The 13,877-nt window shown below is 33.0% G+C and carries 14 protein-coding genes; 4 read left to right on the top strand and 10 right to left on the bottom strand.

Annotated elements, in window-relative coordinates; all coding sequences use genetic code 11:
- Positions 1-34: 34 nt before the first annotated feature.
- The 9 genes from rbr to NEH75_RS03700 all read right to left on the bottom strand — a co-directional run bounded on the left by rbr (position 35) and on the right by NEH75_RS03700 (position 9,883).
- Positions 35-601, bottom strand: coding sequence for a rubrerythrin (gene rbr, locus NEH75_RS03740; RefSeq protein ID WP_055304873.1), 567 nt, complete (start codon positions 599-601; stop codon positions 35-37).
- A 410-nt stretch (positions 602-1,011) separates the two neighbouring features.
- On the bottom strand, positions 1,012-2,319 hold the full coding sequence (locus tag NEH75_RS03735) for a maltose ABC transporter substrate-binding protein (protein ID WP_055304875.1): 1,308 nt from the start codon (positions 2,317-2,319) through the stop codon (positions 1,012-1,014).
- Between the two features lie 157 nt (positions 2,320-2,476).
- Positions 2,477-3,301 (bottom strand): PHP domain-containing protein, encoded by an 825-nt coding sequence (locus NEH75_RS03730; protein ID WP_055244725.1) that lies wholly within the window; start codon positions 3,299-3,301, stop codon positions 2,477-2,479.
- Between the two features lie 117 nt (positions 3,302-3,418).
- Positions 3,419-4,756: an ABC transporter substrate-binding protein gene (locus NEH75_RS03725; protein ID WP_055304877.1), complete on the bottom strand. Its 1,338-nt coding sequence runs from the start codon at positions 4,754-4,756 to the stop codon at positions 3,419-3,421.
- A gap of 247 nt (positions 4,757-5,003) precedes the next feature.
- Positions 5,004-5,561 (bottom strand): NUDIX hydrolase, encoded by a 558-nt coding sequence (locus tag NEH75_RS03720; RefSeq protein WP_055304879.1) that lies wholly within the window; start codon positions 5,559-5,561, stop codon positions 5,004-5,006.
- A gap of 1 nt (position 5,562) precedes the next feature.
- On the bottom strand, positions 5,563-6,051 hold the full coding sequence (locus NEH75_RS03715; RefSeq protein WP_055304881.1) for a hypothetical protein: 489 nt from the start codon (positions 6,049-6,051) through the stop codon (positions 5,563-5,565).
- Positions 6,038-7,933, bottom strand: coding sequence for a DEAD/DEAH box helicase (locus tag NEH75_RS03710; RefSeq protein WP_055304883.1), 1,896 nt, complete (start codon positions 7,931-7,933; stop codon positions 6,038-6,040). Before NEH75_RS03710 ends, NEH75_RS03715 begins: the two co-directional genes overlap by 14 nt.
- Positions 7,934-8,020: 87 nt before the next feature.
- A complete protein-coding gene (locus NEH75_RS03705) occupies positions 8,021-9,472 on the bottom strand; it encodes a SulP family inorganic anion transporter (protein ID WP_055304969.1) in 1,452 nt (483 codons plus the stop codon).
- 93 nt (positions 9,473-9,565) lie between these two features.
- Positions 9,566-9,883: a GNAT family N-acetyltransferase gene (locus NEH75_RS03700; protein ID WP_055304885.1), complete on the bottom strand. Its 318-nt coding sequence runs from the start codon at positions 9,881-9,883 to the stop codon at positions 9,566-9,568.
- A 290-nt stretch (positions 9,884-10,173) separates the two neighbouring features.
- Between NEH75_RS03700 and NEH75_RS03695 the strand changes: the two genes are divergently transcribed.
- Positions 10,174-10,776 carry a class I SAM-dependent methyltransferase gene (locus NEH75_RS03695; protein WP_055244737.1) on the top strand — a complete coding sequence of 201 codons (603 nt, stop codon included), beginning with the start codon at positions 10,174-10,176 and terminating at the stop codon, positions 10,774-10,776.
- 450 nt (positions 10,777-11,226) lie between these two features.
- Here the strand turns inward: NEH75_RS03695 and NEH75_RS03690 are convergent, their stop codons facing one another.
- Positions 11,227-11,514, bottom strand: coding sequence for an HNH endonuclease (locus NEH75_RS03690; RefSeq protein ID WP_055304887.1), 288 nt, complete (start codon positions 11,512-11,514; stop codon positions 11,227-11,229).
- Between the two features lie 170 nt (positions 11,515-11,684).
- On the opposite strand from NEH75_RS03690, the gene NEH75_RS03685 reads away from it, so the two are divergent.
- From NEH75_RS03685 to NEH75_RS03675, 3 genes are read left to right on the top strand one after another with little or no spacing between them, the layout of a single operon-like run.
- Positions 11,685-12,194, top strand: a complete 510-nt coding sequence (locus NEH75_RS03685) for an RNA polymerase sigma factor (RefSeq protein ID WP_238581162.1) — start codon at positions 11,685-11,687, stop codon at positions 12,192-12,194.
- Positions 12,187-13,065, top strand: coding sequence for a DUF3298 and DUF4163 domain-containing protein (locus NEH75_RS03680; RefSeq protein ID WP_262948550.1), 879 nt, complete (start codon positions 12,187-12,189; stop codon positions 13,063-13,065). The genes NEH75_RS03685 and NEH75_RS03680 overlap by 8 nt, the downstream gene beginning before the upstream one ends.
- Positions 13,055-13,861 (top strand): DUF4300 family protein, encoded by an 807-nt coding sequence (locus NEH75_RS03675; protein WP_055304889.1) that lies wholly within the window; start codon positions 13,055-13,057, stop codon positions 13,859-13,861. The genes NEH75_RS03680 and NEH75_RS03675 overlap by 11 nt, the downstream gene beginning before the upstream one ends.
- Positions 13,862-13,877: the final 16 nt, after the last annotated feature.

Below are 13,877 nucleotides of genomic sequence, written 5' to 3'. Positions count from 1 at the left end.
GATAAAAAAACAGATAAGGTATCTTATCTGCTTCTTAATAATTATGACAAGGCAACTCGAAAAATCCTTGCGGATAGCCACAGAATGGACAACGTTCAGGCGCTTCTTTCACATATACTCGATTCCCACAATTACGACACTCCCAAACGACTGGCTGATCTTTTTTAAATACTCTGTCTTCCTCTATGTTTTTTTCTAATTCTCCATATCTCATTTGATGACTTCTCTCAATTTTAGCAGCTTGTTCGAATAATTTTGCTATGTCATCAAATCCTTCTTCTTTAGCAATCTTTGCATAATCAGGGTACATACTCGTATGTTCATGAGTTTCTCCACTGACAGCATCTTTTAAATTAGCTAATGTATCACCTAAGCCATCATGCAAAATTTTATACCATACTTCTGCATGTTCCTTTTCATTTCCTGCTGTCTTCATAAAGATTTCAGAGATTTGTTCATACCCTTCTTCTTTAGCCACATCTGAAAACATTCGATATTTAGTCTGTGCCATCGATTGTCCAGCAAAAGCATCTTTTAAATTTTGTTCTGTCTTACTCCCTTTTAGCTTTGCTTTGGTTTCTTCAGAAATAAATCCATCCATCTTAAAACCTCTTTTCATAAAATCTATACTCTTTATAATCATATGATTTCTTCCTAATATCGACACTTTTTATTTGCCATTATAACCAATCATTTTGTGTTGATATTAGATATATAAATATTCGATATAAAGAGAAAATAGGTAGCTAGACCATCTTTAAGGATACTAACTGAATGAATATACTATATTTTCGACTCGTCATGGTTACACAATTATGGGGGATATTTAAGAGTTAACTGATAGTTGGTGCAGAAATACTTTACAAACTTTTGTCTCGCTTTGAGAAAGAAAGTCTCATTGAAGCATTACCACCAATCAATGAAAAAACATACGAACTCACAGAAGATGACGTAAACTTATAAAAAAAGGCTATCTCAATTTATAATGAGATAACCCTTTTAATGTGTGTGTTATTGTGCTAATTCTAATGCAGCATTATAATCTGCTAATGCTTTTTCTGCTGCTTGTTCTGGAGTTGCTAATCCTTCCCATACTGAACGATACATTGTTTCAACTGGTCCCCAGTAACTTGACATTTCTGGTAAGATTGGCATTGGTTGAGAGAATTCTGCTTGTGCTAAAATTCCTGAAACATATGGATCTTCTAAAACACCTTCAATAACTGAATTATCTTTTAATGCTGGAATACTTCCTTTTACATCATAAAGAATTTTTAATCCTTCTTCTGATGCTAAGAATTCAAGAACTTGTTTAGATTCAGCTACGTGTTGTGTATAGGCACTAATACAAGCAATGATGTTTCCAGAGAATGTTTCAGGTTGTACACCATTGATAGTTGGAATTGTTGTAACTCCCCATTCAAATCCTGTATTTTGGTTACGAACTTCAGCAATTGACCAAGGTCCAGTAATAATATAAGGAACATTACCTTTAGCAAATTCAACTTCAATTGAATCCCAATTTAAATCGGCATATGGGACAGGTAAAATTTCTTTTAATGATTGATAGAATGTTAATCCTTTCACTACTTCTGGTGTGTTTAAGTTTACTTGTGAAGCATCGTCATGATTTGGTCCATATAGTTCAAATCCTGCAGACGTTAAAAATGGATGCATTGTATATGAGTTACCAGCATCAAAACGGAATAAGAATTTATTTGCTGCGGCATCATTATATTGTTTAGCTTGTTCAATTAACTCTTCAAATGTCGTAGCGACTTCAAATCCGTTTTCCTCTAATAATGTTTTATTATAGAATAATGCAATTGATTCAGTTGCTAGTGGAATACCATAATAATTATCTCCTGATTTAACTGTTCCAACTGATCCTTCTAAAAAGCGCTCTTCAATATTTGCTCCAATCTCAGATCCTAATGGTAATAAAATTTGTGATTGAATAGAATCACTCATTCCATCATGTGGCTGAATAAATAGATCTGCCCCAAATCCAGCTGGACCATCTAACGCAAGCTTTTTACGAGCATCTACAGACCCAACTTTTTCATAAATAATATCAATGTTAGGCAGTGCTTCTTCGATTGCTGGCTCAATAGCTGCTGCAAAATCATCATCATCTAACCATAATTTAATTTCAACTTTGTCTCCATTTGCTGTTGATTCTGAGCTTCCTGTTTGTCCACCCTGTTCTCCAGCATCAGATGTTGACGATGGTGTATTTGTATTCCCATCATTTCCACATGCTACAAGACCTGTTAATGATAATGACGCAACTAATCCGATTGATAATAATTTTTTCATTTCTATGCCCCCCATATTTTATTAGCTGTTCACATTAGGTAATATACCACCTAAAGCGCATACATTCAATACATGTAATATACACTGTTAACGGTTACACATGTTGAGATACCGGTTACATTCTAAAAAAGCGAAGTTCAACTTCGCTTTTTTAGAATTAAAATTTAAGTTTTAATTCTGTTTCATCTTTTTTAATGCATCCCATGATATACTCGTTTTCTTTTTTACTCATCTCTCCATGACAGTCACACCCAACCGTAATCATCAAATCATGCTCTTCACAGAAATTCACACAACAAGCCGTTAATTCCTCACTATGAATCGGATAGTAACATTCAATCCCATCAATCTCACTTGCTAATAACTTCTCAAAATCAGTAATAACCTCTTCCATCGTACTATTACGATAATACTTACCTGGATGTGCTAGAACTGCTTTTCCTCCACATATATGAATGTGTTTAATCGCTTCTTCTACCGTTGGGAAGTCATAGTTACTATAAAAAACTTCATAATCACGATAAATTTTTAATCCATCCATCACATTTTCAGTAAATCCACGATCATGTAAATAATGAATACCTTTAAATCCCCCTAAACGGCGATCATATGTATAACCTTCATAATCAGCTAATGAAATATGATCATATTCTTTTTCCATAATCTTAATCAAATCAACACCCATTTGATCTAATTGATGACGTGATTTTTTAATAATAGCAGCAAATTCTTCATTTACTTTAAAATCATAGGCTAATAAATGTACTGATCGTTCCCCAAATACACAATCTAACTCAACACCAAGTACATATTTCATGCCAAGTTGTTGACAAGCTAACTCAAACTCTTCGTGTGCTTCAATCGTATTGTGATCTGTAATCGAAATAAATCCCAATCCTTTTTGCTTCGCTAATTCAACCACTTCACATGGAGAAAATGATCCATCTGAATAATAAGAATGCATATGTAAATCCACTAACATAACATCTAACTCCTCATCTATTTACTTTTTAATATTATAACAAAGTTCGACAAAAAACAAAATGGTATTAATCAAAATAAAAAAGAGATAGTCATCAAGACTATCCCAATTAAAAGATTATTTTAAATTTAATGATCTTAAAGCCTCTTCTACTGCTTTTGCTGGTTCCATACCATTTAATACAACATTTTCAACTGCAACCCCAGCAGCTGTACGCACATTGTATGATGTGAAGTCATCATTTGTGAAAACAACATCATAGAAGTAGTAGTCTGATTGTGCAGGTCCAGCTTCTTTTGTCATATCTCCTGACTCAACAATGTAGTTTTGATATTCTTCTGAGTCAACAACTGTTTGACGAATCGGTAAATATCCTGTATTCATTGTCCAGTAAAGGTTAGCATCGTATGTTCCTAAGAATTTTGCAAATTCATAAGCAGCATATACTTGCTCATCTGTTGTATTCCCTTGTTTCATAACAACAACGTTTGTTCCTTGTTGGATAACTGCTTTAGTATCTTCACTTTGTTGTGGAATTGGAGCAGCTGACCACTCAAATGCATTCTCAGCCCCTGATAATCCGTTGATTACATGTGAAGCCCCTGAAGTTGATCCAACAAACATTTGAACTAAACCACTTGTGAATGGCCCAGACATGTATTTATCTTCACCTGGTAAACGCCAGTATCCAGCATCAGTATTACGTTTAATCATTTCTAACATTTCAACAGCTGCATCAGATTCACCGAATAATACTTCACCTTTAGATGTTGTATATTCTCCACCAAACTGTTTAACTAATGTAATGAAGGCATTTTCTGCTGAATCGAATCCGAATGAAGGCTTTCCAGTAATTTCTGTGATTTGTTTAGAAACTTCTTCCATTTCTGCCCAAGTTGTTGGCACTGTTAAATTGTGCTCTTCGAAGAATGTTTTATTGTAGTATAAAACTTCTGTTGATTTATTAAATGGTAAAGAGTAAAATTTGTTCCCTTCGTATTGGCTATTTTCTTTACGATATGCTTCAGCGATATCATCAAAGTTTTCAATCCCTACTTCTTCATGGAAAATATAATTATCTAATTCAACAACCGCTCCAGATTGTAAATACTCTGCTACCCAGTCAGGATATGCTTGAGAAATAGCTGGTGCTGTTTTTGCTTTAATTGCCGCTGTTACCTTTGATTTTAAGTCATTATAAGCCCCTTGATAGATAGGCTTAACTGTGATTCCTTTTTCTTGACCAACTGTCGCATTAAAATCTTCAACTAATTGATTAACTGCTGCTTCGTTTGGTCCTGACATAGCATGCCAGAATTCGATTTCAACTGGATTTTCAATTGAAGTCAATAAATCTTTGTTTTCTTGTTCGTTTTGATTTTCATTTGGATTTGAACAAGCTACCATTGATGATAGTCCAAATAATACTGCACATGATGCTGCTAATTTTTTCACTTTCATGCCCTCCTATTCAATATGGCCATTGAATTTTTTCGCTAAAATCTCATCCTTAAATTTGGATAATTTTAGTACTTTTTACTTACGAAAGCATTATATCCAAATTCTATACAAAAATCAACATTTTCACCACTATTTTTACATAGAACACAAAAAGAACATTTTTGAAAATAAAACTGCCCCTTTACATAAATAAAAAAGTCTCAGAAAAAATACTTTCTAAGACTTTTCTTTTATCAACTTTTTATAGAACTGTTGCACGTTGTAGTAACTTTTGATAAATAGGGATCATTTGTGGTTCCTGACAGTATGTTTCAATTTCATTAACTGGAATCCAACCGACATTACTATTCTCATCTTCTTTAATACGTAATACATCTTCCTCACTTCCAACTAATAAATAAGAAACATTTAAATGTTGATGAGAACTTACATACTTCCCTTTCTTCATATGACCCCAAACCGGTAAAATATCTAATGACATGATTTCTGTACTTAATGGACGAATATTTGTAACCCCTGTTTCCTCTTTAGCTTCTTTTATTGCCACTGCTAATAAATCTGCCTCACCATCAGCATGCCCACCTGTCCAAGCCCAACTATTATATAAATTATGATAAATCATTAAAACTTTATCTCTTGCCTCATTTAAAATAAATCCTGAACTTGTCAGATGTGCAAATTCATTTTCTCTTGTTAAAATATTATGCTCAAATAATTTGATATAATTTAATATCACTTTTTGATCCTGTACTTCTTGCTCATTCATCGGAACATATGATTGAATCTGCTTTTTAATCATCTTATTCACTCCTTAATCGAATAGTCATAAATTCATCTAATGCTAATTCAGATAAATCACCTAAAATCCCCCCTTTTTTATAAACCATTAAACCTAATTGTTGAAACATCTTATTTAGTTCCGCTACTAATTTATCACTACGGCGCTTATAACCTAATTGCTTTAAAAGAGTGCGTAGCTTGATTTTCACATAGTCAGCCTCAGTATATTGCATCCTAAGTTTCATAACTTTCAAATAGTGCGCCATATCTTTTTCAAAGTGACAACTAATTAGATTTTTTTTCATTTGTGATTGTAATTCATCAATCTCTTTCATCACTTGAACGTCTAATTGTTCTAATTGCTCATCAACGTTTAACATAAACTCATTCAAAGATCCTTCATATTGTAAATCCCGATATAATTCACTAATGATTTGTCGTTCTCTTATATATGAAACGTCAATAACAGATAAAAATGTTGCAATATCATAGACATTAACTAACTCCACGTGTCTCTCCCTCCACTAATTTTCTCAATTCAATATTTAGTTGTCGCATAAAAAATACTTTTTTATGAAAATAAATAGAGAATAAAGACTCTGGGCTATTCCACAACTGATCGATATAAGCACGTTGCTCTGAACGCGTCAAATGCTCGTCAATAATAGTTTGAGCCACCTTCGATAAATCCACACGCTCACGATCTAATTGTTCAAATGGAATAAATGGTGGCGCTTCTTGATGAACACTAAAATATTGAAGCAAGGCTTTAACATCACGTTCATCATAGGCGGGAATGAACTCACCTAAAAAGCAACGTCGTGCACAAATATCACTTAACTTTTGTAATAAATGAGGTGAAGTAATCTCACCTTTAATTTGATGATAATTAAAAAACTGTGGTAACTGTTCAATCAAATGATCGTAGCGACGCTTCGTACTATCGTATATTAAAATTTGATGACTCCGTTCAATCCCTCGATCAACAAACGTAAAAGCATACATTCCTAATGGGATTCGTTTAATGAACGGAATCGACTCGAATTGAGTTGTATCAATACTTGCATCTAATAAATGAATATATTCCTCTAATTTAGCAAATGAGATCTGCTCATAAATCTTTTCGACCCGATCACTCAACTCTCCTTCTCGTAACTCTTTCTGTTCATTCATCAATGTCTTTGCATTCACCCAAGTAATCTTATCTTGCCAATCATCAATAAAGCTGACAATATAGGCTTCATTAGTTCCACCTGCTTTACTTCCGCGTAAAGCCCGACCAATCATTTGGGTCATTAATGTTGCTGAAGTCGTTGGGCGGGTTAAAAAAACAGAACGAGTTTGAGGAAGGTCTACCCCTTCCGTTAAAATATTGACATTAATTAATATATTGATTTCCCCACATTGGTAAGCCGTAATAACAGCCTCATTTTCTGCACCAAATTGTTTCATTTCCAAAATATCATCAGTTTCCCGGGAAATAATAACCCCACATTTCACACCTGATTTTTCAAATAATGACTTTAAAACTAAGGCATGGACTCGATTAATAGCAAAAACAATGGTTTGTCCATATTTTTTATAATCGTATTTCCTCACAATCATAGCATTTCTCAGTTTATGCTTCGCCATTTTAATAGCAATATCAGATGGAATCCAATCTTCAAGCTCTAACTTTTTTTGTTCTTCTTTCGTTAATTCTAAAACTAAATCTGTTTGACATTCTTCAAAATGAGGAAGCGATAAAATCCCTCGTTTAATTAAATCTGTTAAATCAATTTTATAGGCAATATCATCTGGAAACACTTCACTTAGATGACGAGCATCACTTCGGAAAGGGGTTGCCGTTAACCCAAGTAATTTTATATTTGGAACTTTAGTCTGAAGATGATTTAAAATCTTCTCATAAGTTGGCGCACTCGCATGATGAGCTTCATCTACAATGATATATAATTCTTTTTCACCTTTTAACCAACAATCTAAACTCTTCACACGCTTAGCTAAGCTATCCTTACTGACAATTAATAAATTATCGGTACGTTCAATCATTTGAGTTGACTGATGAGTACCAGAAATAATTCGATAGTTAAATCCCCATCGATTAGTCATCACATCTGCATAAGCATTTAGCTCAAAAGTCTTAGCCGCCTGTTCTAATAAAAGTTGTCGATGTGCTAACCATAAAACTTTCTTCTTATTATTCAGTGCACCATTTAATAACCACCAACAAGCAGTTAATGTTTTTCCTCCACCTGTTGGAATCACTAAGACTGATTTAAATGACTCGTGCTGATCTATCTGTTTTAATACCTCTAATGCCTCTACTTGATGTTCATATAACTGTTTTGGGTTACGCTTTAGTTTCACCCGAATTTCTCCTGCACCTATCATATTGCCTCATCCTTCATCTAAACTTAGCTTTATTATATCGAATTATCATGTTTTTTGACAAATTAAAAGAGCGTTTTACCGCTCTTTTTAATGGCCTGAGACTGTTTTTAATTCATCTGTTTTATTATGAAGTGCACATTTATCCACTAATGTTTTACAACTTGGACTTAATCCGCTTAATGTTGCTTCAATACCATTTTTGTCTAAGCGAAGCATAACCTTATCAATAGCATCAACTGCTGACTCATCCCAAAGACGAGCATTTGTAAAATCAATCGTTATTGTCTTGTCTTCATCTTGATAATCAAAAGCAGCGATAAAGTCGGAAGCAGAGGCAAATGATAATTGTCCACTAACCATATAAGTATGATCCACTTTAATTACTTGTACTTTTGAACTTTTGATTCCTAAGAAAATAGCACTTAATAACGTTCCTGCCACAACTCCATAAGCTAAGTTATGTGTTATTACCACAATCCCTACTGTTGTTAACATCACTACATTGTCGGTTAATGGAACTTTATGCATTCGCTTGAACGATTGCCAATTAATCGTGGTCAATGAAACAACCACCATCACTGCCGCTAATGAAACAACAGGAACTTTAATCACAAATCGACTAAATAAGATCATTGAGCCTAACATTAATGATCCTGCGACTGCACTCGCTAAACGCCCGCGTCCACCATAATTCAAGTTCACCATTGATTGACCAATCATACCACAACCAGCAATCCCACCAAAGAATCCTGACACTACATTAGCAAGTCCTTGTGCCACTGTTTCTTTATTTTTATGACTTGACGTTTCAGTGATTTCATCAATTAACTGCGCTGTTAATAATGACTCTACAATCCCTACAATGGATAACGAAATCGCATAGGGAAAAATAATTGATAACGTCTCTAAATTAAATGGAACATTAGGAATCATGAACTTTGGTAATTCACGTGTTAATCGCCCCATATCTCCTAACGTTTTAATATCTATTTTAAATGTAAGCACAATTGTTGTAACAACTGTAATCGCCACAATTGGAGATGGAATTTTCTTTGTTACTTTAGGGAACAGATAAATAATCGCAATTCCAATTGCACCTAGTAGCAATAAGATAGAATTTCCTTGGAAATGTTCTAACTGCGAAATAAACATCATAATTCCAAGTGAATTCACAAATCCATGCATCACTGGTTTAGGAATAAACTTTAGTAAATTCCCGATTTTTAAATATCCAAAAATAACTTGTAAAATCCCCGTTAAAATAGTTGCTGCAAACATATATTCAATCCCATAATCACGAACTAAATTTGCTAAAACTAATGCCATAGCTCCCGCTGCAGCTGAGATTAACCCTGGACGACCTCCAAAAATAGCCGTAATCATCGTCATGCAAAACGTTGCATAGACCCCAACCATCGGGTCAACACCTGCTACAATCATAAAGCCCATCACTTCTGGGATTAACGCCATAAACACAACAATTCCTGCTAAAATATCACCTTTTGTATTCCCTAACCACTCTTGCCTTAAATTTTTCATCGATAACCTCACTTTTATAAAAATTACATACAGCTTTCTATTATATAAAAGATATTCATCAAACGTCAATGTCATCATAAAAAAGAGTAACATTTAGTCACTCTTTTGAATTTGATTAAACTTGTCTTTTGTTAATCTTAACAATATTCCAACTTCAGTTTTATCTACCTTCTCAAAACCATAACTCATAAGGACGCGAATCCCACGTTCATTTATGACCTCATCGATCATGACTTCGCCACCAAACTCATTAAAATAATAACCAAGCATTAAATCCATTGTGGCTTTAGCATATCCTTTCCCTCGATAACGAGCTTGTATCTTAATATTAAACGAGGCACTTTTTTCATTTTCATCATAACAATGAAAACTAATCTCACCAACGGGCCTCTGATTTTCGTTATAAACCAAACAATAGACATTACAGCCATCACCTAGTTTTCACCATACGTTCATACCAACTTTGATGACGCTCGGGTACAAATTCAATGATTCCACCAACATCACGCATCGTCTCTTCGTCTGCTCAAAGCTTTTTGACATAGCCTAACTCCTCAAAGCTAGAGCTTTTAATCTGAACTCTATTATTAGACTTATTCAATTAAATCTCTCCTTTTTATGAGTTATCCACACATATTCTCTTGAAACTTTTTGGATAAACTCATACAATTAAATCATCACAATAAATGAGGATAAATGAAATGAATGAAAAAGATTATGAAACATTATTAAATATTGAAACAAGTGGTGTTGATAAATATCATACCTCTCATCTTTATCACAGATATGAACCAACCCCTTATGAGATGCTAAATTATTTATTTGAACAATATCAGCTCAAATCAACCGACCATGTCGTTGATTACGGGTGTGGAAAAGGACGTTTAAACTTCTATATCCAACATTATTTTCATGCGCATGTCATAGGAATAGAATTAAACGAAACCTTTTATGAGGATGCAATGCGAAATAAAGATAACTATCTAAAAAAACATCGTCGCCCAAAAGATTGCATTGATTTTTATTGCTGTTTAGCTGAAGACTACCTCATTCAACCAACAGATAACAAATTCTATTTCTTTAATCCATTCTCCATTCAAATTTTTAGAAAGATCGTGGAAAATATTTTAATCTCACTAGAAAATACGCCTCGAGAAGTTGAACTAATTCTTTATTATGCTTCAGATGAATATCAATACTTCCTTGAACATCGTACCGCATTTACACTGAAACAAGAAATCACTTTACCTAACTACAAACGTGATCACCGAGAACGCTTCTTAATTTATCAACTATCATACTAAAGACTGCAAAGACTCGCAGTCTTTTTTTATATAGCTGATGCTGTTAACACCTCTGTTAAGTGATTATACACTCGTTCAAATCTATCTATTCCTCACCAGTATGTACTCGTCTAGGAGCACAATTTAAAATGAAACTATCTAAATTAAGATTTTATCCTTAACATTCCATACTCACTTGGCTCCTAAACTGCTACCTCCTTCATTGCTTCACCTATTAGAACTTTTATAAACTGAATGACCGCACTCTAGAAAAAAATGAATGAGATTTATACTTCCACGATACATCCCCCTAACATATAGTTCATACTTTGCAATACTAACCTTGAAACAAACTCTTCTTTTTACAACACCATCAAACTACAAACTGAAATATGAAATTCAACTTTTTAATCTTCCCTCTTTTAATGGCTTATAAATACTATCTTATGCCCTTAATAAATCAATTATCAATTATTTACACTTTCTATCTCTAGACTTGGCAATAGATATCCGTTTTGATGCAGGTTGCTTCTTTATAAATCGAATAAACTTTTTTAATTTTTCGTCGCTTTTTAACGCTTCAATAGAAAATAATCGAAGTGCTAACTCTTGATTTGAGTACGAAGCATGGATTTGCCGATGACAATCTGAACAAATCATGACAATATCTTTTTCTGTTCCACCTTCTTCTCTTGGAATTAAATGATGTTTGGTTAATTTGATATCACTACGTTCGCATAATTCACAGCGTTTTTCCATTAATACCGCTCCTTTAACTATTATTTTTGCTTTAATTACATAAAATAAGCTAAAAAAGAACATTTTTTTTATTTTATTTAAACTTTTTTAGACAAATATACGTCTAATAAATGGAGGACTGTTAAAGATAACTAAATTAACAGGATGAGGTTGGAAGGAGATTCACAGTTGTGTTCAAAATAAATAACAAGGAAGATATTTATGAACAGCTTGTTACGTTTGTAACAACAAATCAAGAGCACTTTTATCGATTTGCATATAGTTATACGCGTGAAGAACAAGCAGCGCTTGATGCTGTTCAAAATGCTATCTATAAAGCTTTAACTAAATATCAATCTTTAAGAGATATTCAATTTCTTAAAACATGGTTTTATCGCATTCTCGTTAATGAAAGTCTGACTTATCTTCGAACGAATAAGCAACTACTCACTTTTTCATCAGAAATTGAACAGATTCCACACTCTGATTTATACAACTTGGATGAATTAAATTTATACCAAGAAGTCAATAAATTACCCGATAAACTAAAAACAATTATCATTTTAAGGTTTTATGAAGAAATGACTCTTGAAGAAATCTCAACTATTACAAATACTAACTTAAGTACGGTTAAATCAAGACTTTACCAAGCATTAAAACTATTAAAACTCAATTATAAGGAGATTGACCCTTATGAATAAGCTTAAAAATACGAAAAAAATATATGACCAGATTGAAGTTCCTGATAACTTAAGTGAAATCATCCAACAAACCGTTAATGAAACTTCTCCACCTCGATCAACAAGACATTTCTTTAAACTTCTTGTTCCTCTAACCCTTGCAATGACTACTGTCTTTGTGATTCTTTTAAACACCTCCCCTGTGTTAGCTAGCAACTTATCAGATATTCCACTCTTAACTCAGATCGTTAAAGTCTTAACCTTTAGAAACTATCAAACAATGGATGAGATGAAAAATATTTATGTTAGGATCCCTGTTCTTGAAAATACAGGAAATAATGAACTCGAAGATCGAATCAATTATGAAATAAAAAAACAAATTGATTTCAGCGTCTCTAAATCAGAACAGTTAGCTAAAGAACTTTATGATACTTACATTCAAGCAGGATACAAGCCGTCTCAAATCGAACCATTATTAGTTGAGGTTGACTATCAAACAACGTTCTATAATGATCGATATCTATCATTTATCATTAAAAAGTATGAGAATATTCCTTACTCTACAGTTGATAAAGAACAATACTACTACAACGTTGATTTACAAACTGGAGGTCACATCACACTTCGGACATTATTTGGTCCTGATTATTTAACAAAAGTAGGAACTGAAATCTATAAACAAATTGAATCTAAAAAGAAAGAAGATGGAAATATGCTCTTCTTTGATGAGATTAATATTTTTGAAGTTCTTGAAAATGAAGAAAAATTTTATATTAATGAACAAGGACAAGTTGTTATTTCTTTTGATCGTTATGAAATCGCCCCAGGATATATGGGCTATCCTGAATTCATCATCAATCTACCGATGGAGATGAACTTAAATGAAACGTAAACTAATAATCTTTTGGCTATTAACTCTTATTCTCATAGGGGGTTACCTTGTAAAAAAAGACACCTATACCTACTCTAATCTTGACGATCAACAATCAAAACAACTATTAGAAACTCTCATTCCCAAAACGATTCCTCAAAAGGATTTAACACTATTTTGGAATACTATTTCTGATTACAATAATATGATGAAGAAAGATCAACTCATTAAAACAAAGATGAGTACTTCTAAAATTGAGTATCCAGCTAAAGAGTTGATGGATACCTGGTATGAAAACAACTTACCTTATTATGATTTGGATTCTAAACTTTTGTCCTTTCGCCTATTTAATCATTATTTAAAACTTCAATCAGATTCAATATTTAACATCTCTAGTTTTGATTTAGATCTGATAGAAACTAATCCATATGCTACTTTATCTTCAGATCAATTCAAACTCTTTACAGCCCTTTATGCTCCTATTGAAGTCTCTGACAGTGATCAACAACAAATGATTAATGAAATTAAAAAGACTTGGAAAAGCCGAACACTATCTTTTCATCCACCTGAACAATTATCGTTAATCAATCTTTTCATATATGATAAAAGTCATAACCAAGTTTATATTGAACAATCAGGACTTTTATTTTATACAGCTACTGATTTATACTATTTAGAAAAATATGCCCCAATTTATCCATATCAATTAATTAAATTTAAAACCAAACAAGAGCTTATTCATTATCTTAAAAAATGCCTTCCAGTGAAGGAAGATCTAATTATATTAGAAAATAATGAACAATTAGACATACATTAAATGAAAAGGAGATTAT

The organism is Turicibacter sp. T129, assembly GCF_025594975.1.
Classification (GTDB): Bacteria; Bacillota_I; Bacilli_A; order MOL361; family Turicibacteraceae; genus Turicibacter; species Turicibacter bilis.
Note: the sequence above shows the minus strand (reverse complement) of the source record. Positions and strands in the feature narration are given on the sequence as shown.